Here is a 19,747-nt window from a genome sequence, read left to right as displayed (position 1 = left end):
GTGAGACGTCCGGTTCACTTCGACAGCACGCGTCCGGACGCGTTCGACGACCATCGGGTTGGAGCACGCGCGCGTCGCCGGACAGCAGCGAAGCGCGCGTGACTGCATCAGTTGAAATCGTTCTCGAGGAACGGCGTGCGCTTCACGGCCTGATCGAGGGTCAACAGCGTTTCGAGCAGATCGGCCATGCGATGCAATGGCACGGCATTGGGACCGTCCGACTTCGCTTCGGCCGGATTCGGATGGGTTTCCATGAACAGACCCGCGATGCCCGTGGCGACGGCGGCACGCGCCAGCACCGGCACGAACTCGCGCTGGCCGCCCGAACTCGTGCCCTGCCCGCCCGGCAACTGCACCGAGTGAGTCGCGTCGAACACGACGGGGGCGCCCGTCTCACGCATGATCGCGAGCGAGCGCATGTCGGACACGAGGTTGTTATAGCCGAACGACACGCCGCGCTCGCACGCCATGAAGCGGTCTTCCGACAGACCCGCTTCACGCGCGGCATCACGCGCCTTGTCGATCACGTTCTTCATGTCGTGCGGCGCGAGGAACTGGCCTTTCTTGATGTTGACGGGCTTGCCCGAGCGCGCGCACGCGTGGATGAAGTCCGTCTGGCGGCACAGGAACGCCGGCGTCTGCAACACGTCGACCACGGATGCCACCTGCTCGATCTCGTGCTCGCTGTGGACGTCCGTCAGAACGGGCAAGCCAAGCTGACGCTTCACTTCGGACAGGATGCGCAACCCCTCATCCATTCCCAGCCCACGAAACGACTTGCCGCTGCTGCGATTGGCCTTGTCGTACGAAGACTTGTAGATGAACGGAATCTTCAGCTTCGCGCAGATTTCCTTCAGCTTGCCGGCCGTGTCGATCGTCATCTGTTCAGATTCGACGACGCAGGTGCCAGCGATCAGGAAAAACGGCTTGTCGAGGCCGATTTCGAAATCGCCCAGTTTCATACTTTCTCCTCGACGCTCGCTTCGCGATGGGCGCGCGCCGCTTCGACGAATGCCTTGAAGAGCGGGTGTCCGTCGCGCGGCGTCGACGTGAATTCGGGGTGGAACTGAACGCCGACGAACCACGGGTGCATCGAGCGCGGCAGTTCCATCATTTCCGGCAGATCTTCGCTCGGAGTACGGGCGCTGATGATAAGGCCGCCCGCTTCGAGCTGGGGCACGAGGCGGTTATTGACTTCATAACGGTGACGGTGACGCTCGTTCACATCTTTGCCGTAAATCTCTTCGGCCATCGTGCCCGGCTTGATCGGGCAACGCTGCGAACCGAGGCGCATCGTGCCGCCCAGATCGGATTCTTCCGTACGCTTCTCGACCTTACCGTCGCGGTCGTACCACTCGGTAATCAGCGCGACCACGCGATTCGGCGTTTCCGGGTCGAATTCCGTGCTGTTCGCATCCTTGAGGCCGACGACGTCGCGCGCGAATTCGATCACGGCCAGCTGCATGCCGAGGCAGATGCCGAGATACGGCACCTTCGCTTCGCGTGCGTAGCGGATCGCCTTGATCTTGCCTTCCGTACCGCGACGGCCGAAACCGCCCGGCACCAGCACGGCATCCAGATGCTTGAGGCTGTCGACGCCGTGTTCTTCCACTTCTTCGGAGTCGATGTATTCGATGTTGACCTTGGTCGACGTGTGGATCGACGCATGGCGCAGCGCTTCGATCAGCGACTTGTACGACTCCGTCAGCTCGACGTACTTGCCGACCATGCCGATCGTCACTTCGCTCTTCGGGTGTTCGAGCTTCTCGACGAGGCCCGACCACATCGACAGATCCGCCGGCTTGGCCGTCAGCTTGAGCTCTTCGCAGATCAGTTCGTCGAGGCCCTGGTCGTGCAGCATCTGCGGAATCTTGTAGATGCTGTCGACGTCCCACACCGAGATCACGGCGTCTTCCGGCACGTTCGAGAACATCGAGATCTTCGCGCGCTCGTCGTCGGGAATACGGCGGTCGGCGCGGCACAGCAGCACGTTCGGATAGATACCGATTTCGCGCAGCTTCTGCACGCTGTGCTGCGTCGGCTTGGTCTTCAGTTCGCCCGCGGTGGCGATGAACGGCACCAGCGTCAGATGCACGAAGCACGCGCTGTTACGGCCCATGCGCAGGCTCATCTGGCGCGCGGCTTCGAGGAACGGCAGCGATTCGATGTCACCGACCGTGCCGCCCACTTCGACGATGGCGACGTCCGGCTCGCCGCACGTCGCGGATGCCGCGCCGCGTTCGACGAATGCCTGGATTTCGTTCGTGATGTGCGGAATGACCTGCACCGTCTTGCCGAGATAATCGCCGCGGCGTTCCTTGCGGATCACCGATTCGTATATCTGGCCCGTGGTGAAGTTGTTGGCCTTGCGCATCTTCGTGCTGATGAAGCGCTCATAGTGGCCAAGGTCGAGGTCGGTCTCCGCCCCGTCTTCCGTCACGAACACTTCGCCGTGTTGAAACGGGCTCATCGTGCCGGGGTCGACGTTGATGTAGGGGTCTAGCTTGAGGAGGGTGACTTTCAGACCGCGCGATTCGAGGATCGCGGCGAGGGAAGCGGCGGCAATACCCTTGCCGAGGGAAGAAACTACGCCGCCGGTGACGAAAACATATTTGGTCATCGCTGGATGCTCGCGGGAAAAACGGATTATACCCGAACGTGTGCATCCAGCCCATACCTGGGGCGGCTCGTTCGCGACGATCGAGCGTTCTTTTTGAGCATCCACGGGGCCGCTTTTCGCGTGGACGCAGGATGGATTTCGGTTCGCGCGTTTCGTGCGTTAGATGCGCCGTGGGTTTGTTGCGGGTTTATGTCGCAGCGCGGCCCGGCGTTTCATTTATCCGCGAACGCCAATGGCGTCGCAGGCGAAAATCATTCGAGCCCACGCAGTATTCTCTGCACGGCGCGTGCCGTTTCGATGGGCCGCTCCATGGGATACAGGTGGCTTCCTTCCATCCACTCGAAATGCTCGCCCGCGATGCGCCGGGTGGCGTGCAGTCCCGCCTGCCGCACTTCCCGCGACCGCGTCCCGGCGACGAAGCCGATGGGCACGGGCGTGCCGCGCGCGAGCCGGCTGCCGAACGTATGCGGCAAGGTCTTGTAGATCCGGTACTCGGTCTGCCGGTCGAAAGCGAGTTCCCGCGTGCCGTCGGCGCCCGCCTGTGGAATGCCGAAGTCGATGTAGTCGGACAGGACCCGCTCGTCCCAGCGCGCAAACGCGGGCTTCGAATGGAAGTGCCGCCATGCCTCGTCGCGGCTGCCCCAGCGCGTGCGCCGCGTGCGCGTTGCCGCAGCGGGCGACAGCCGCTCGTCGAGCCCCGTCCACTGCGACACGCGCAACATATTGCTGCGCCAGCCCGCGATAACGGGCGAATCGAGCATCACCACGCCGCGCACCCATTGCGGCTTTCTCAGCGCCGCCATCAACGAAAGATAGCCGCCGAGCGAATGCCCGACGAGCCATACCGGGTTCTCGTAAGCACGGCCGATGTCATCCAGCAACTCGTCGACCAGATGCGGCCAGTCGCGCGTCACGGGGTACCGCGCGTCATGGCCGATCCGCTCGATGAAACGCATGTCGTAGTCATCCGAGAGTTCGGCGAAAAACGTCCGATAGGTGGACGCCGGAAATCCGTTTGCATGCGAGAAATGGATGATGTTCTTCAAGCGCTCTGGTCTCCGTTCTGATTTGTTCTTACTTGCGCTGCCGGTCTTTTGTTACGGGTCCATCCAGTACCAGCGATGCGTCTGCCGGTAACGCTCCAGCGACAAGCTCGATCCGCCCGCCTCGATGCGCGCGGCCCCGTCTTCGTCGCTGCGCGAAAGCTCGATGCCGCGCGCCCGATACCGTTCGTAGACGCCCGCGTAGGGATGATGAAACCGGTTGCGATAGCCTACCTGAAATACCGCGATGGACGGCTCGATAGAGTCGAGGAACGGCTCGGTCGACGAGGTCTTGCTGCCGTGATGCGGCACGAGCAGAATCTGCGCGCGCAATGCGGCGGGCTCGCGCGCGAGCAGCGTGCGTTCGACGGGTGCTTCGATGTCCGCGGCCAGCAAGGCGACGACGGGCGTTGCCTTGCTTTGCTGCGTTTGAATCCGGGAACCGCTCGCGGAAACGCCCGCTGTGCTCACGCGCAGCACGCAGCAATGCGCGTTCGGCTTGCCTTGCAAGGGACCCGCGTCGGGCCAGAGTATCGCGAAGTCGACACCGTCCCAATGCCAGCGCTGGCCCGCCGCGCAGCGCACGGTTTGGGCGCCCTTCCCGGCCGCCTCGCGCCACAGCGCGTGGCCTGGCGGAAGTCCCGCCAGCAGTTGCCTCACTTCGATTCCTTCGAGCACGGCGGGCGCGCCGCCCGAATGGTCGGAGTCGGCGTGGCTGACGATCAGCGTATCGAGCGTCGCGATGCCCGCCGCCTGCAGATAAGGCACGACGATCCGCTCGCCTGCGTGCGTCGATTCGGGACCCGGACCGGCATCGAACAGCAGCGTGTGATGCGCGGTTTCGACGACGATCGACGAGCCTTGCCCGATGTCGAGTGCCGTGAGGCGGAAGGCGCCCTCGGCGGGCGCAGCCGATGCTGGCGCGAGTAGCGGCAGCCACGTCAGCGGCGCAGCCCAGCGCAACGGCCAGCCGGCAGGCGCAAGACACCACGCGACGCCGACGGCCGCGAACGCCATCGCCCATGCATCGGGCTGCGGCAACTGCCAGACCGTCCACGCGGGACCCGACAGCAGTTGCAGACCCGCTGCGAGCAGATCCAGCAGATGATGCGCGAAGCGAAAAGCGAAGGCATCGAGCGGCGCGGGCAACGCGATGCCGGCAATCACGGCCGGCGTCACGAAAACGCTGACCCACGGAATCGCGAACGCATTCGCCACGGGGCCGATCAGCGGAATCTGCGAGAAGAAGCACACCGTCAGCGGCGCGAGCGCGATCGTCACCGCGAACTGGACGCGAGCGCCGCTGCGCATGCGCCCTATCAACGCTTCGATCCGCGAGCGCAATACGTCCGCGCAGCGCCTCATTAAAGAGCGTTCACCTTGCTCGTCACCCAGTGAGCCGGACGCCCCGCTTCGCGCGACATGCACCGCTCCCGACATCGCGAACAGGATCGCGCCGACCGCACAAAACGACAGCCAGAATCCCGCTGACACCACCGCCCACGGATCGACCAGCAGCACGAGCCCGAGCGCCCACGCGATCACGACGGAAGGCGCGACGCGCCGTCCGCCGACATAAGCGAGCGCAACGACACCCGCCATCCACAACGCCCGTTGCGCGGGCACGTTGAAGCCCGCGAGCGCCGCATGAAACGCGGCAAACAGCGCGCCGCCGCCAATCGCCACTTTCTGCGCGGGCACGAGCAACGGCAAGCCGCGTCCGATGAAGAACGAGTGCCGCCACAACGTCCCGATCAGCCATCCAGCAAGCCCCGCGACGAAACCGATATGCAAACCGGAAATCGCAACGAGATGGCTCGTGCCCGTGCGCCGCATCAGCAGCCAGTCGGCGGCGCTCACGGCGTCCTGCGCACCGATCGCAAGTGCGACGACGATGCCCATGTGCGGCGCGTCGCCAAGCACGGCGGCAATGCGAGCGCGGATGGTCGATCGCCAGCCGTCGATCATCACGCCCATTCCGCTCGCCCTTCCGGGAAGCCGCATTGCACGCGAAGGCGTGCTCACATAACCCGTCGCCCGAACGTCACGCGCGAGCAACACGGCTTCCGCGTCGCGCACGCCCCAGTTCGCGTTTCCATGCGGACGTTTGAGCCGCACGTTCAGACGCCAGCGTGAACCGGGTTCGAGCACGGGCGGCGGCGCATCATCCGCGATCCACGATAGCTGCAGCGTGCGGGGAAAACGTTCGACGGGCGCATCGGCCGATTCGACGACGAACAGGAAACGCGTGCCGTCCGCGCTGCGCGTCGGCAGACCTTTGACCCAGCCACTGACGGCGATATCGCGCCCTTCCCACGCATGCGGCAACTCGAAGGCGAGCCGCGCCTGCGCGCGCCACGCGGTATATCCAAAGCCACAGCACGCCGCCGCACACAGCACGGCGAACCAGCCCGCGCGCGCGGACCACGCACCGTCACGTCGGAAGCACGTCCACGAAACGAGGCTCAGCGCGCAGGCGCTTGCGATCAACGCGAGCCAACCCGCCCCTCCAGGCAACGAAGCCTGCTGCTGCAACCACACGACGCCCAACGCAAAACCGCACCACACTGCCCGCATGCCACCTCCACAACCGACGCTCGCGCAGCATCAGCGCCTACATTCATCAGGAACCCGAAATAATGTCAGCGAAAATGCGCCATGCGAGCCGAACAGTGATTATGCAGAGTAAAGCGCGAGTCGCGGCAATGCAGCGTGCGCATTAGCCGTTGTGCCTATCGCCAGCGCATTTTTGTCGATGCCACGCTGCTCAGCGAGAATCGCGCCAATCGCGGGAACCTGGTCCGGCGTGTTGCGCTGCCTGTAGAGCCACGAAGGGGCGATGTCGGGCGCATCGGTTTCGACGACCAGCGCGTCGAGCGGCAACTGCGCCGCGAGCCGCCGGATCTGCAGCGCGCGCTCGAACGTCACGTTGCCGCCGAAACCGAGGTGCATGCCGTGATCGATGAACGCCTGCGCCTGCTGGAAACTGCCGTTGAACGCATGCGCGATGCCGCGATTGACGTGATTGCGCCGCAAGCCCTTCAGCACCTGATCCTGCGACTTGCGCACGTGGCAGATCACAGGCAGATCGAATTCGCGCGCGAGCTTGAGTTGCTCGTTGTAATAGAACTGCTGCGTTTCGTCGTCGAGCCCTGGCACGAAATAGTCGAGCCCGATCTCCCCGAGACCGACGAAAAGCGGATCGTCGAGACTCGCCTCGATTTCCATGCGCAGCACATCGAGATCGGACGGCTGCGCCTGCGGCGTGAAAAGCGGATGAATGCCGAGCGCATATGCCCCGCCTGTCACGCGATGCGCCAGTTCGCGCACCGTCGAAAAGTTGCTGCGCGCGATGCCCGGAATCACGATCCGGCTTACGCCCGCTTCGAGCGCGGCGCTCGCCACAGCGTCGCGATCCGCGTCGAATTCAGAAGCGTCGAGATGACAGTGCGTATCGATCCACATGCGCGCAGCCTCGTGTCGAATGGAAAGCGCCCGGCCTCAGACGGGCACGGTCGGCTCCTCGTACAGCACGCCGTCGCGCAGACGCATGATACGGTCGCATCGCGCGGCCAGATCGGGATCATGCGTGACGATCACGAAACTCGTCGACAGCGTGTTCGACAGTTCCAGCATCAAGTTGAACACCGTATCAGCCGTGCCGCCGTCGAGATTCCCCGTCGGCTCGTCGGCGAGTACGCAGGCGGGCTTCGTGACCAGCGCGCGCGCAATCGCCACGCGCTGCCGTTCACCACCCGACAGTTCGCCCGGCCGATGCTTCGCGCGATGCGCGAGCCCCACGCGTTCCAGCATGTCATGGGCCTGTTTGCGCGAGTCCTCCGTCGTCATGCGGCGAATGCGCAGCGGCATCGCGACGTTATCGAGCGCGGTGAATTCCGGCAGCAGATGGTGGAACTGATAGACGAAGCCGAGCGCGCGGTTACGCAGATCGTTGCGCTCGCGCTCGGAGAGCTTCGTGAACGGCTTGCCCATCACTTCGACATGCCCGGTGCTCGGATCATCGAGGCCGCCCAGCACGTGCAGCAGCGTGCTCTTGCCGGAGCCGGACGCGCCGACAATCGCGAGCTTTTCGCCACGCCGCACGGAAAGCTGCGTGTTGTTCAGCACCTGCACGTTCAGGCCGCCTTGAACGAAGGCTTTCGAAATGCCCGTTGCTTCGAGCACGTACGGATGCAGACCAGTCTCGTCGGAGGCCATGAGGTTCTTGTTCGGACGATCATTCATAACGCAGCGCCTCCGCCGGACGCACCTTCGCGCCGCGCCAGCTCGGATACAGCGTCGCGAGACACGACAGCACGAACGCGATCACGCCGATCTTCAGCACATCGCCGGGCACGAGTTCGGACGGCAGCTCGCTGATGAAGTACACCGACGGCGGCAAAAACTGCACGTGCAGCAGATGCTCGATCATCGGCACGAGCCATGGAATGCTCCACGCGATCAGGCAGCCGAGCGCAACGCCGATGCCCGTGCCGACGAAGCCGATCGTCATGCCCTGGATGACAAAGATTTTCATGATCGAGCCCGGCTGCGCGCCGAGCGTGCGCAGGATCGCGATATCCGCCTGCTTGTTGGTCACCGTCATCACCAGCGACGAAACAAGATTGAATGCCGCCACCGCGATGATCAGCGTCAGGATGATGAACATCATGCGCTTCTCGATCTGCACGGCCGAGAACCAGGTCTTGTTCTGCTGCGTCCAGTCGCGGATATACAGATCGCCCGACAGCGTGCGCGCCAGCTGATGCGCGACTTCCGGCGCGCGCTGCATGTCTGTCAGCCGCAGCCGCACGCCCGTCGGCGCGGGTAGCCGGAACAGCGCCTCCGCGTCCTTGATATTGATCAGCGCAAGCGTGCTGTCGTACTCATAGTGGCCGGACTCGAACACGCCGACCACGGTGAATTGCTTGAGACGCGGCAGCAGGCCCGCGGGCGTCATCGTGCCTTCGGGTGCGACCAGCGTGATCTTGTCGCCCGTCGTCACGCCGAGATTCCCGGCCAGATCGCCGCCGAGCACGATGCCGAACTCGCCGGGCTTCAGCTCGTTCAGGTTGCCCGCCTTCATCTCCTTGCCGATGTCCGACACTTCCGGTTCCAGCGAAGGCTCGACGCCGCGCAGCGCGACGCCGCTCACGGCGTCCTGGCGCGTGAGCAGCGCCTGCGCTTCGACATACGGCGCCGCGCCGATCACTTCCTTGTTCTGCTTCGCCTCTTGCGCCGTCAACTGCCAGTTCGGCATCGAGCCCGTCGGCGAAAAAATTTCGACGTGCGCAAGCACCGACAGCATGCGGTCGCGCACTTCTTTCTGGAAGCCGTTCATCACCGACAGCACGACGATCAGCGCGGCCACGCCGAGCGCGATACCCGACATCGACACGAGCGCGATGAACGAGATGAAGCCGTTACCCGTGGTCCGTTTGCCGGCGCGCGTGTAGCGCCAGCCAATCTGCCATTCGTATGGAAGTTTCAAGCGAGTCCTTTTTCAGCGTGATTGCGCTGTGTTCTGCATTTGCCCTGGCTGTCCGCGCGGTCGGCGAAAAACGCCGTCAGGCGCGCGAGAGCCGTGTCGATTGGGCGCGAATTTCGGCCGATGGTTCCAGAACGCCGGCTTGCAGCGGCTTTCCTCATACGGCGCGTCGGCTGTCACGCCGTGCAACGGCGCGCGCAACACCGCACCGTCCGATGCGCAATCGTTGCGTGAATTGTACGCACTGGCGCACAAGTGACGCATTCGGGCCCAGTCTGATCGCCCGCCATCGCGGATCAACGGGGCGAAGTTTGCCATACAATGCGCAGCATCATGAATGCCAACCGACTGCATCTCCTTCTACCTTTCGCGCTGCCCGCCGCAGCCGACGCGTCCACTGCGCTGTATTCCCTCGACATTCCCGCCCTCGACAAACTGATCGCCCGCGCGACGCTGGTCGAACGTGTGATCGGTGAAGACTTCCAGCGCACGCTGCCGCACGAGCGCTGGGTGGCCCGCAGCTTCGGCGCGGTGCCCGCCGGCACGGCTGCCGCCGACGAGGCGCCCCTCGCGCCCTACATGCTGCTCGCCGACGGCGGCAACCCCGGCGACGCGACATGGGCATGCGTGCAGCCGGTGCATGTGCGGATCGCGCACGACCATCTGGTGCTGATCGATCCCGCGTCGCTGGAACTCGCGAACGACGACGCTCGCGCACTGTTCGGCGTCGCGCGTCCGCTGATCGAAGAACTGGGCGTGCGGATCGAGGCGCCGCAGCCGTCGCGCTGGTATCTGTCGAGCGACGCGTTCGGCACGCTGGCGGGCGCCTCGCCGCTGCGCGCGAGCGGGCGCAACATCGAAATCTGGCTGCCGCACGAAGCGCACACGGGCGAGCGCTCGCGTGCGTGGATGAAGCTGCAGAACGAAGTGCAGATGGCGTGGTTCGAGCATCCCGTGAACGAGGCGCGCGAGGCGCGCGGCCTGCCCGCCGTCAATTCGATCTGGTTTCACGCGCAAGGCGCGGCGCAGCCGGTCAAGAGCAACTTCGCGCGCGTGCTGTCGGACGCGGCAGCGACGCGCGGTCTCGCGCTCGCCGCGCAGGCGGCAACGGCTGCGCCGCCTGTGACTTACGACGCCTGGCGTGCGAACAGCGCGAACGGCAGTGCCGCCACCACGCTGATCGAACTCGACCCGTTTTCTGCACCGTACATCGAGCAGGACTGGGGCCGCTGGAACGCCGCATTCGCCGCGCTGGAGCGCGACTGGCTCGCGCCCGCGCTTGCCGCGTTGCAGGCGGGCGAACTCGGCACGCTCGGTCTGACGCTGTGCGGCGACACGGGCTCGGTGACACTCAACGTTACGCGCGGCGATCTGCGCAAATTCTGGCGACGCCGTCTGTTCGCGTCGCTCTTTATCGAATGAACCGTTCTTCTGCTCCAGGTTTTGCCGCATGACTCGAATCGTTACGCGCCCTTGCTCTCCCGCCGACGCCGAAGCGTTGATCCGCCACGGCCTGCATCCCGTGCTCGCGCGCCTTTATGCATCGCGCGGCGTCTGCCTGCCCGATGAACTCGAAATCGGGCTCGCGCGCCTGACGCCACCCGCGTCGCTAAAAGGCTGCGATGCGGCCGCGGCGCTGCTCGCCGATGCCATCGAAGGCCGGCGTCGCATGCTGGTCGTCGCGGACTACGACTGCGACGGCGCGACGGCTTGCGCTGTCGCCGTGCGCGGTTTGCGGATGTTCGGCGCGCAGATCGACTACCTCGTGCCGAACCGCTTCGAGTACGGCTACGGCCTCACGCCGGAAATCGTCGCGCTGGCCGCGCAACGCCCGGGCGGCAAGCCCGAGTTGCTGATCACCGTCGATAACGGCATTGCGAGCGTCGACGGCGTCGAGGCGGCGAATGCGCTCGGCATCGACGTGCTCGTCACCGATCACCATTTGCCCGGCGACGAGTTGCCTGCCGCGCGCGCGATCGTCAATCCGAACCAGCCGGGCTGCACGTTCCCGAGCAAGTGCATCGCGGGCGTCGGCGTGATGTTCTATGTGCTGCTCGCGCTGCGTGCCGAACTGCGCCGCCGTGGCGCATTCGGCGACGCGCGCCCGGAACCGCGTTTGGATGGGCTGCTCGATCTCGTCGCGCTCGGCACGGTCGCCGATGTCGTGAAGCTCGACGGCAACAACCGGGTGCTGGTCGCGCAGGGCTTGCAGCGCATCCGCAACGGCCGCATGCAGCCGGGCATCGCCGCACTCTTTCGCGCTGCGGGCCGCGATGCGCGTAGCGCGTCGGGTTTCGATCTCGGCTTCGCGCTGGGGCCGCGCCTGAATGCGGCCGGACGGCTGTCGGACATGTCGCTGGGCATCGACTGCCTGACGACGGACGACGTCGGACGCGCGTGGGAACTCGCGCAGCAACTCGACACGATGAACCGCGAGCGGCGCGAAATCGAAGCGGGCATGCAGCAGCAGGCGCTCGACGACCTGTCGACGGTCGATCCCGCCGACTCGACGACGATCACGCTGTTCAATCCGAGTTGGCACCAGGGCGTGATCGGTATCGTTGCTGGCCGGCTGAAGGAGAAATTCCACCGGCCGTCGTTCACGTTCGCGCTGGCCGATGAGGGCGGCGCCACCGTCAAGGGCTCGGGCCGGTCGATTCCGGGTTTCCATTTGCGTGATGCGCTCGATCTCGTGTCGAAGCGCGAGCCGGGGCTGATCGCCAAATTCGGCGGCCATGCGATGGCGGCGGGTTTGACGATCGCCACGGCCGATATTCCGCGCTTTACGGCGGCGTTCGAGCGGGTTGGGCGTGAGTGGCTGACGCAGGATGTGCTGGCGCGCACGGTCGAGACGGATGGCGATCTCGAAGATGCGTATTTCACGCCGCAATTCGTCGAGATGATTGATGCGGCTGTCTGGGGACAGGGGTTTCCGGCGCCTGTTTTCTCGGGCGAGTTCGATGTGATGTCGCAGGCGCTGGTGAAGGATAAGCATCTGAAGCTGCAGTTGATGCGCGGGCGCCAGCGGTTCAATGCGATCTGGTTCAATCACACGGCGCCGTTGCCTGCGCGGACTACTGTCGCCTACCGGCTTTCCGCGGATACGTGGAATGGCGTTGCACGCGTGCAACTGATCGTTGAGCATGCCGTGTTGTAGGCTGGGTGCGCCCAGCCCTGGCGCTGTGATCCGCTATAATTTTGGTTTTTGGCAGGAAGGGCCTTGGTTGGCCTTTTTTGTTGGGTTTGTTTGGGTTTTTGCTGGTTCGCTGGCATCCGCGAGACGGTGTTTGCTGTTCACGCGTTGCCCCTGTGCGGGGCGGCACCTACTTTTCTTTGCCGCCGCAAAGAAAAGTAGGCAAAAGAAAGCGGCTAACACCGCCAGCTCTTGTGTTTGCCTGAGGGACCCCAACCGGTCTTATGCTTCACACGGCAACGTCTCTGTTGGCGCGCGGTGCCAACGCCCTGAATGTGCGCCTCACCCGCTTCGCACTCCCGTACACGGGCCAGCGGCAGCGAATGGTTGGTGCCGCCCAGGTGGCAAACTGTGTGTAGGCTTTCGCGCCACGAGCGCATCACTCCGGACTGAATAGCAAGGCTGGTGTTTCTGGTAAGAGCGCTAACCTGTGTGGTGCGACAACCTACACACAGTTTGCCACCTAGGCGGCGGTGGACTATCTGGCACGGCGTGCTGGAATGTGGGTGCATGAAGCGGGTGAGGCGTAACGCAAGAGCGTTGGCAACGAGCATGAATGACGTGATTGCCGTGTGAAGCGTAAGGCCCTGTGGGGGCCCTCAGGCAAGAACTAGAACTGGCGGTGTGAGCCGCTTTCTTTTGCCTACTTTTCTTTGCGGCGGCAAAGAAAAGTAGGTGCCGCCCCGCACAGGGGCGACGCCTGAAGCTAGATAACGCATCGCGGATGCCAGCGAAAACGCGAAGCAAACCACCGCAACACGAACCAAACCCCAACAGCGTCGCAGACAAAAGAAACCCCATTTATTTGAAACTGGATCGACATGGAAGCGGAACGCCTCAACTCAATCGAATCCTCCCTGGCGGACCTGCGCACACGCGCAGGCGAGCTCCGGGGGTATCTTTGACTACGATGCAAAGTCGGTACGACTGATCGAAGTCAACAAGGAACTCGAAGACCCGAACGTCTGGAACGACTCGAAGCACGCCCAGGCACTCGGCAAGGAAAAGAAGCTGCTCGAAGGCGTCGTCGACGTGCTGAGCGCGCTCGATAACGACCTGCGCGACACGCAAGACCTGTTCGACATGGCGCGCGAAGAAAACGACGAAGACACGCTCGCCGCGGTCGAAGACGATGCCGCGAAACTCGAAGCGCGCGTCGCCGACATGGAATTCCGCCGGATGTTCTCGAACCCGGCCGACCCGAACAACGCGTTCATCGACATCCAGGCGGGCGCGGGTGGCACGGAAGCATGCGACTGGGCGTCGATGCTGCTGCGCCAGTACCTGCGCTACTGCGAACGCAAGGGCTTCAAGACGGAAGTGCTCGAAGAATCCGAAGGCGATGTCGCCGGCATCAAGAGCGCGACCATCAAGGTCGAAGGCGAATACGCGTACGGCTTCCTGCGTACCGAAACAGGCATTCACCGCCTCGTGCGCAAGTCGCCGTTCGACTCGTCAGGCGGCCGCCATACTTCATTCTCGTCGGTGTTCGTCTATCCGGAAATCGATGAGTCGTTCGAGATCGAAGTCAATCCGGCCGATCTGCGCATCGATACCTACCGTGCTTCGGGCGCGGGCGGTCAGCACATCAACAAGACCGACTCCGCCGTGCGTATCACGCACGTCCCGTCAGGTATCGTCGTGCAGTGCCAGAACGACCGCTCGCAGCACCGTAACCGCGCCGAAGCCATGGCGATGCTGAAATCGCGTCTGTACGAAGCCGAAATGCGCAAGCGCCAGTCGGAACAGGACAAGCTCGAAGCGGGCAAATCGGACGTGGGCTGGGGCCACCAGATCCGTTCGTACGTGCTCGACAACAGCCGCATCAAGGATCTACGTACCAACGTCGAAATCAGCAACACGAAGAGCGTGCTCGACGGCGACCTCGATCCGTTCATCAGCGCGAGCCTGAAACAGGGCATCTAAGCGCATCCGGCGCGGCACGCTTCGCCGCGCCGCATTTTTTTCACCGCCTGTGCGCCACAGTCGAAAGCGCGCATGAGGCATCGGATACCGAACATCATCACCATGACCGAACCGACCCAGCAGAATGCGGCCCAGCAGAACGCCGCCGCCGAGGTGGACGACAACCAGATCATCGCCGAGCGCCGCGAAAAGCTGCGCGCGCTGCGCGAGCAAGGCGTCGCCTACCCGAACGACTTCCGCCCGACCCACCACGCCGCCGATCTCCAGTCCGAATACGCGGACGCCGATAAGGACGCGCTCGAATCGAAGGCGCTGCAGGTCGCGCTGGCCGGCCGCATGATGCTCAAGCGCGTGATGGGCAAGGCGAGTTTCGCGACGGTGCGCGACGGCTCGGGCCAGATCCAGTTCTTCATCACGCCCGCCGACGTCGGCGAAGCAACGTACGAAGCCTTCAAGAAGTGGGACCTGGGCGACATCGTCGCGGCCAAAGGCGTACTGTTCCGCACGAACAAGGGTGAACTCTCCGTGCGCTGTACGGAACTGCGGCTGCTGTCGAAGGCGCTGCGTCCGCTGCCCGACAAGTTCCACGGTCTCGCCGACCAGGAAATGCGCTATCGCCAGCGCTATGTCGATCTGATCGTCACGGATGAAGCGCGCAAGACATTCGTCGCACGCACCAAGGCTGTGTCGTCGATCCGCAAGTTCATGGCCGATGCCGACTTCATGGAAGTCGAAACGCCGATGCTGCACCCGATCCCGGGCGGCGCGGCGGCCAAGCCGTTCGTCACGCACCATAACGCGCTCGACATGCAGATGTTCCTGCGCATCGCACCTGAGCTGTATCTGAAGCGGCTGGTGGTCGGCGGCTTCGAGCGCGTGTTCGAGATCAACCGGAATTTCCGTAACGAGGGCGTGTCGCCGCGTCACAATCCGGAATTCACGATGATGGAGTTCTACGCCGCGTACACAGACTACAAGTGGCTGATGGACTTCACCGAGCAACTGATCCGTCAGGCCGCCGTCGATGCGCTCGGCAACGCGACGATCACGTATCAGGGCCGCGAACTGGATCTGTCCAAGCCGTTCCATCGCCTGACGATCACGCAGGCGATCCAGAAATTCGCGCCGCAATACACGGACGCGCAACTGGCGGACGGCGCGTTCCTGCGCACGGAACTGAAGAAGTTCGGCGTCGACGCGACGCAGCCGCAGTTCCTGAACGCGGGTATCGGCGCGCTGCAACTGGCGCTCTTCGAGGAAACGGCGGAATCGCAGTTGTGGGAGCCGACGTTCATCATCGATTACCCCATCGAAGTGTCGCCGCTCGCGCGCGCATCGGATAGCGTGGACGGCATCACCGAGCGTTTCGAGCTGTTCATCACGGGCCGTGAGATCGCCAACGGCTTCTCGGAGCTGAACGATCCCGAAGACCAGGCCGCGCGCTTCAAGAAGCAGGTCGACCAGAAGGACGCCGGCGACGAAGAAGCGATGTACTACGACGCGGACTACATCCGCGCGCTCGAATACGGCATGCCGCCGGCGGGCGGCTGCGGGATCGGCATCGACCGTCTGGTCATGCTGCTCACCGACAGCCCGAGCATCCGCGACGTCATCCTGTTCCCGCATCTGCGCCGCGAAGACTGAGCGTCACGCTGATATTGTTGTCTCCGCGCACGGCCGCTTTCGCGCCGTGCGCGGCTTCCACTCCCCTCGCCGCCCTCCCTTCTTTCCGAAGCGCACGTACCGTTTGTAACTATCGGTAAAAGCTGCATAACTCGATCTGGTCCGCTTTTGTCGCCAATCCGCCGAAATCCAGCTTCGGCGCGGTGTTTGGCTTTTGGTGCGGTTCTTGCGTCCCTCGTGGGCAAATCCCGGCCCGCTCCCGGTTACAAATTGAAACCCCGCACGGATCGGCATGTCCGACACTTATACCGCTACTTTTACAGGTCAAACTCTGCAAAGCTGGAGGCCTACCACCATGGATAATCCGAACAATTCACCGCGCCGCCTTCATCCCCTCATTGCCGTGGCGGCAGGCGCCGTCATCGTCGCCAGTCTGGTGGCGACGGCGGCCGTGACGGGACTGTTCCCGAAGGCGTCGAGCAACGGCGAGCAAAGCGACCAGGTGCAATCGGCGGCCGTCGCGCAGCAACAGCAGCCCGTCGTCGATACCGCGCAACCGGCTAACCTGAGCGCGCAGCAGCAAGCAACAGCGCAACAACAGCAGGCCGAACAGCAAGCGGCTCAGCAGCAGGTTCAGGCACAACAGGCCCAGCAACAACAGGCGCAGGCTCAGCAAGCACAGCAGCAGGCTGCGCAGCAGGCGCCCCAAGCGCCCGCGCCGGCCCCGCAATATGCGCAACAGCCGCAATACGCGCAGCAACAACCCGCGCGACCCGCCTACTGTTCGACTTGCGGCACGGTCGAAGCAATCTCAGCCGTACGCCAGGAAGGCCACGGCACGGGGATTGGCGCCGTGGGCGGCGCGGTGGCGGGTGGTGTCGTCGGCAATCAGTTCGGCAGCGGCAACGGCCGCACGGCAATGACGCTGCTCGGCGCGCTCGGCGGCGGCCTCGCGGGTAACTCGGTCGAAAAGCATCTGCGCAGCTCGACCAGCTACTCGGTGCGCGTGCATATGGAAAACGGCAAGACGCGCTACTTCACGTATCACGAAGCGCCGCCGTTCCAGCAAGGCCAGCGCGTGCGAGTGGAGAACGGAACGCTCGTCGCAGGCTGATCGTTAACGGACGCCCGCGCCCGCCAAGCTCCAGGCAATAAAAAAGGCGACTTCCACGGAAGTCGCCTTTTGCATGTGTTGCGTCTGAAGCGCCGCTATACGCGCCGCGCTCAGTAATCCGCGTCTTCGATCCATGCCGCCTGAATCGCTTCAAGGATCTTTTCGTTCGAGCGGTTCGGATCGTCGTCGAAACCGTCCAGTTCCATCACCCAGCGGTGAAGATCGGTGAACCGCACCTGTTGCGGATCGATCTCGGGGTGCTTGTCGGTCAAGGCCATCGCGATATCTTGCGTGTCGGTCCACTTCATGGCTGCTCGCTCCTGTTAGTGATTTTCCTTCGCGTGGTTGATCGAATAACGCGGAATCTCGACCACGAGATCGTCGCCTTCAGGCATGAGCGCCTGGCACGACAACCGCGATTCGCGTTCGAGACCCCATGCCTTGTCGAGCAGATCGTCCTCGTCTTCTTCCGACGGCGTCAACGCGTTGAAACCCTCACGCACGATCACGTGACAGGTCGTGCATGCGCAAGACTTCTCGCATGCGTGCTCGATTTCGATGCCGTGTTCGAGCAGATTGTCGCAGATGCTCTTGCCGGGCACGGCGTCGATGACCGCGCCGTCCGGACACAGTTCGACGTGAGGCAGCACAACGATTTGAGGCATACAAATTCCGTTCTGGTCTGTGAGGCACGGACGCCGCCCTTCAGGCACCGTACCATTTTACTGGTGGCGCGGCCGTTTTTGGCACGCACCGCGTGATTCATCGGCGACGCGCGAATCATCGATTCACGGCATCGCCCTGGTTGCGTCGACTGCGCTGATTGAAGACTGGCGCGGCGTCAGATCTCGTCGAGCTTGCGGCCCGCGAGCGCGCGGCGAATGCTCTTGTTCATCCGGCGCGCGGCGAATTCGTCGGTGCCTTCGGCGAGCGTCTTCGTCGCCGTTTCGATCGCGTCGACGTCGTCGCCCGGCACGATCGCACGCAGCGCGGCGACGAGATCTTCGAGCACCGTGCGTTCGTCGGCGTCGAGCAGTTCGCCGTCGGCCGCGAGCGCCGCTTCTGTCGCTTCGACCAGCCGCTGGCCTTCGACCTGCGCCTCGCGCAACGCCCGCGCGCGCATATCGACTTCCGCCGTCTTGAAGCTGTCTTCGAGCATGCGCGCGACGTCGTCGTCGGCAAGACCGTACGACGGCTTCACGATCACCGACGCCTCAACGCCTGAATGCTGCTCGCGCGCAAACACGGACAGCAGTCCGTCCGCGTCGACCTGATAGGTGACTCGGATGCGCGCCGCGCCCGCCGCCATCGGCGGAATACCGCGCAGTTCGAAACGCGCGAGCGAACGGCAATCGGACACGAGTTCGCGCTCGCCCTGGACGACGTGAATCGCCATCGCCGTCTGGCCGTCCTTGAAGGTCGTGAATTCCTGCGCGCGTGCGACGGGAATGGTCGAGTTACGCGGAATGATCTTCTCGGCGAGACCGCCCATCGTTTCGACGCCGAGCGACAGCGGAATCACGTCGAGCAGCAGCCAGTCGTCGCCGTCGGCGCCGCGGTTGCCCGCGAGCAGGTCCGCCTGGATCGCCGCGCCGAGCGCGACGACCTGATCCGGATCGAGGTTGGTCAGCGGCGGCTGGCCGAAGAAGTTTTCGACCGCGCGGCGGATCACCGGCATGCGCGTCGCGCCACCGACGAGCACGACGCCGTTGATATCGGCCGCCGTCAGCTTTGCGTCGCGCAGCGCCTTTTTCGTCGGGCCGAGCGTGCGCTGAACCAGCGCCTGTGTGATCGTTTCGAACGCCGCTTCGTCGACGGTGACGTCGATCTTTGCGCCGCTTGCGAGCGTTACCTGGACGGAAGCGTTCGGCGCCGACGACAGCGCTTCCTTCGCGACGCGCACGGCGTCGAGCAGCAGGCGCACGTCTTCTGGCGTCAGCGACTGGGCGGGAACGTTAGCCTTCTCAAGCACATGACGATACAGCGCGTGATCGAAGTCATCGCCACCGAGCGCCGAATCGCCACCCGCCGCGAGCACTTCGAAGACGCCCTTCGTGAGCTTCAACACGGACAGATCGAACGTGCCGCCGCCAAGGTCGTACACCGCGTACAAACCTTCCGAGCCGTTATCGAGACCGTACGCAATCGCGGCCGCCGTCGGCTCGTTCAGCAAGCGCAGCACGTTCAGGCCGGCCAGACGCGCGGCGTCCTTGGTCGCCTGGCGCTGCGCTTCGTCGAAATAGGCGGGCACCGTGATCACCGCGCCGACCAGCTCGTCGCCGAGCGTGTCTTCCGCGCGATAGCGCAGCGTCGCGAGAATTTCCGCAGACACTTCGACGGGACTCTTCACGCCGTCGATAGTACGGATCTGCACCATGCCCGGCGCGTCGACGAAATCGTAAGGCGCGTTTTCCGCGTGCTCGACTTCGCTCTTGCCGCGCCCCATGAAGCGCTTGACCGAGACGATCGTATTGCGCGGATCGGTGGCGGCTTCCGCTTTCGCCGTGCGGCCGATGCGGCGGCCGCCCTTCTCCAGATACCGCACGACGGACGGCAGCAGATAGTGGCCTTCGTCGTCGGGCAATACGTCGGGCACGCCGCTGCGCACCGCCGCGACGAGAGAGTTGGTCGTGCCAAGGTCGATGCCGACCGCGAGACGCCGCTGGTGCGGCGCGGGCGCCATGCCGGGTTCAGAAATTTGCAGTAAAGCCATCTGGAATCTTCTTCGGGGCTTGCTTCG

At 64.1% G+C, this 19,747-nt stretch carries 15 protein-coding genes; 5 read left to right on the top strand and 10 right to left on the bottom strand.

Annotated elements, in window-relative coordinates; all coding sequences use genetic code 11:
- Nucleotides 1-107: 107 nt before the first annotated feature.
- The 7 genes from kdsA to C2L65_RS05725 all read right to left on the bottom strand — a co-directional run bounded on the left by kdsA (nt 108) and on the right by C2L65_RS05725 (nt 9,154).
- Complete coding sequence (gene kdsA, locus C2L65_RS05755) at nt 108-962, bottom strand: 3-deoxy-8-phosphooctulonate synthase (RefSeq protein WP_035990648.1); 855 nt, start codon at nt 960-962, stop codon at nt 108-110.
- Complete coding sequence (gene pyrG / locus C2L65_RS05750; protein WP_035990645.1) at nt 959-2,620, bottom strand: CTP synthase; 1,662 nt, start codon at nt 2,618-2,620, stop codon at nt 959-961. Before pyrG ends, kdsA begins: the two co-directional genes overlap by 4 nt.
- Before the next feature lie 251 nt (nt 2,621-2,871).
- Nucleotides 2,872-3,666 carry an alpha/beta fold hydrolase gene (locus C2L65_RS05745; protein WP_042307092.1) on the bottom strand — a complete coding sequence of 265 codons (795 nt, stop codon included), beginning with the start codon at nt 3,664-3,666 and terminating at the stop codon, nt 2,872-2,874.
- Between the two features lie 51 nt (nt 3,667-3,717).
- Complete coding sequence (locus C2L65_RS05740) at nt 3,718-6,240, bottom strand: DNA internalization-related competence protein ComEC/Rec2 (protein ID WP_042307089.1); 2,523 nt, start codon at nt 6,238-6,240, stop codon at nt 3,718-3,720.
- Between the two features lie 99 nt (nt 6,241-6,339).
- Nucleotides 6,340-7,128, bottom strand: coding sequence for a TatD family hydrolase (locus C2L65_RS05735; protein ID WP_042307088.1), 789 nt, complete (start codon nt 7,126-7,128; stop codon nt 6,340-6,342).
- A gap of 36 nt (nt 7,129-7,164) precedes the next feature.
- Nucleotides 7,165-7,908 (bottom strand): lipoprotein-releasing ABC transporter ATP-binding protein LolD, encoded by a 744-nt coding sequence (gene lolD, locus C2L65_RS05730; RefSeq protein WP_042307086.1) that lies wholly within the window; start codon nt 7,906-7,908, stop codon nt 7,165-7,167.
- Nucleotides 7,901-9,154 carry a lipoprotein-releasing ABC transporter permease subunit gene (locus tag C2L65_RS05725; RefSeq protein WP_042307084.1) on the bottom strand — a complete coding sequence of 418 codons (1,254 nt, stop codon included), beginning with the start codon at nt 9,152-9,154 and terminating at the stop codon, nt 7,901-7,903. The genes lolD and C2L65_RS05725 overlap by 8 nt, the downstream gene beginning before the upstream one ends.
- A gap of 318 nt (nt 9,155-9,472) precedes the next feature.
- Here C2L65_RS05725 and C2L65_RS05715 point away from each other — a divergent pair, with 318 nt between their 5' ends.
- The 5 genes from C2L65_RS05715 (at nt 9,473) to C2L65_RS05695 (ending at nt 17,007) form a co-directional block, all read left to right on the top strand.
- Nucleotides 9,473-10,573, top strand: a complete 1,101-nt coding sequence (locus C2L65_RS05715) for a hypothetical protein (RefSeq protein ID WP_042307081.1) — start codon at nt 9,473-9,475, stop codon at nt 10,571-10,573.
- A 28-nt stretch (nt 10,574-10,601) separates the two neighbouring features.
- Nucleotides 10,602-12,308, top strand: a complete 1,707-nt coding sequence (recJ, locus tag C2L65_RS05710) for a single-stranded-DNA-specific exonuclease RecJ (protein ID WP_042307080.1) — start codon at nt 10,602-10,604, stop codon at nt 12,306-12,308.
- Nucleotides 12,309-13,165: 857 nt separating this feature from the next.
- Nucleotides 13,166-14,270, top strand: a protein-coding gene (prfB, locus tag C2L65_RS05705) for a peptide chain release factor 2 (RefSeq protein ID WP_103254513.1) whose coding sequence is annotated in 2 segments (ribosomal slippage) — nt 13,166-13,246 and nt 13,248-14,270 — 1,104 coding nt in all. Because the reading frame shifts where the segments join, the coding sequence is not laid out codon by codon here.
- Between the two features lie 102 nt (nt 14,271-14,372).
- A complete protein-coding gene (gene lysS / locus C2L65_RS05700; RefSeq protein WP_042307077.1) occupies nt 14,373-15,914 on the top strand; it encodes a lysine--tRNA ligase in 1,542 nt (513 codons plus the stop codon).
- A 334-nt stretch (nt 15,915-16,248) separates the two neighbouring features.
- Complete coding sequence (locus tag C2L65_RS05695) at nt 16,249-17,007, top strand: glycine zipper 2TM domain-containing protein (RefSeq protein WP_042307076.1); 759 nt, start codon at nt 16,249-16,251, stop codon at nt 17,005-17,007.
- A gap of 110 nt (nt 17,008-17,117) precedes the next feature.
- On the opposite strand, the gene iscX is transcribed toward C2L65_RS05695, so the two are convergent.
- The 3 genes from iscX to hscA form a co-directional block, all read right to left on the bottom strand.
- Complete coding sequence (gene iscX, locus C2L65_RS05690) at nt 17,118-17,315, bottom strand: Fe-S cluster assembly protein IscX (protein ID WP_007586799.1); 198 nt, start codon at nt 17,313-17,315, stop codon at nt 17,118-17,120.
- A gap of 15 nt (nt 17,316-17,330) precedes the next feature.
- Complete coding sequence (fdx, locus tag C2L65_RS05685) at nt 17,331-17,672, bottom strand: ISC system 2Fe-2S type ferredoxin (protein ID WP_042307073.1); 342 nt, start codon at nt 17,670-17,672, stop codon at nt 17,331-17,333.
- Nucleotides 17,673-17,848: 176 nt separating this feature from the next.
- Nucleotides 17,849-19,720, bottom strand: a complete 1,872-nt coding sequence (gene hscA, locus C2L65_RS05680) for a Fe-S protein assembly chaperone HscA (RefSeq protein ID WP_042307072.1) — start codon at nt 19,718-19,720, stop codon at nt 17,849-17,851.
- Nucleotides 19,721-19,747 lie beyond the last annotated feature (27 nt).

The organism is Paraburkholderia terrae (assembly GCF_002902925.1).
Classification (GTDB): domain Bacteria; phylum Pseudomonadota; class Gammaproteobacteria; order Burkholderiales; family Burkholderiaceae; genus Paraburkholderia; species Paraburkholderia terrae.
Note: the sequence above shows the minus strand (reverse complement) of the source record. Positions and strands in the feature narration are given on the sequence as shown.

Excerpts from the sequence above, each read along its gene's own strand:
- kdsA (WP_035990648.1), bottom strand. The coding sequence starts at position 962 with ATGAAACTGGGCGATTTCGAAATCGGCCTCGACAAGCCGTTTTTCCTG.
- pyrG (WP_035990645.1), bottom strand. The coding sequence starts at position 2,620 with ATGACCAAATATGTTTTCGTCACCGGCGGCGTAGTTTCTTCCCTCGGC.
- C2L65_RS05740 (WP_042307089.1), bottom strand. The coding sequence starts at position 6,240 with ATGCGGGCAGTGTGGTGCGGTTTTGCGTTGGGCGTCGTGTGGTTGCAG.
- C2L65_RS05735 (WP_042307088.1), bottom strand. The coding sequence starts at position 7,128 with ATGTGGATCGATACGCACTGTCATCTCGACGCTTCTGAATTCGACGCG.
- lolD (WP_042307086.1), bottom strand. The coding sequence starts at position 7,908 with ATGAATGATCGTCCGAACAAGAACCTCATGGCCTCCGACGAGACTGGT.
- C2L65_RS05715 (WP_042307081.1), top strand. The coding sequence starts at position 9,473 with ATGCGCAGCATCATGAATGCCAACCGACTGCATCTCCTTCTACCTTTC.
- recJ (WP_042307080.1), top strand. The coding sequence starts at position 10,602 with ATGACTCGAATCGTTACGCGCCCTTGCTCTCCCGCCGACGCCGAAGCG.
- lysS (WP_042307077.1), top strand. The coding sequence starts at position 14,373 with ATGACCGAACCGACCCAGCAGAATGCGGCCCAGCAGAACGCCGCCGCC.
- C2L65_RS05695 (WP_042307076.1), top strand. The coding sequence starts at position 16,249 with ATGGATAATCCGAACAATTCACCGCGCCGCCTTCATCCCCTCATTGCC.
- iscX (WP_007586799.1), bottom strand. The coding sequence starts at position 17,315 with ATGAAGTGGACCGACACGCAAGATATCGCGATGGCCTTGACCGACAAG.
- fdx (WP_042307073.1), bottom strand. The coding sequence starts at position 17,672 with ATGCCTCAAATCGTTGTGCTGCCTCACGTCGAACTGTGTCCGGACGGC.
- hscA (WP_042307072.1), bottom strand. The coding sequence starts at position 19,720 with ATGGCTTTACTGCAAATTTCTGAACCCGGCATGGCGCCCGCGCCGCAC.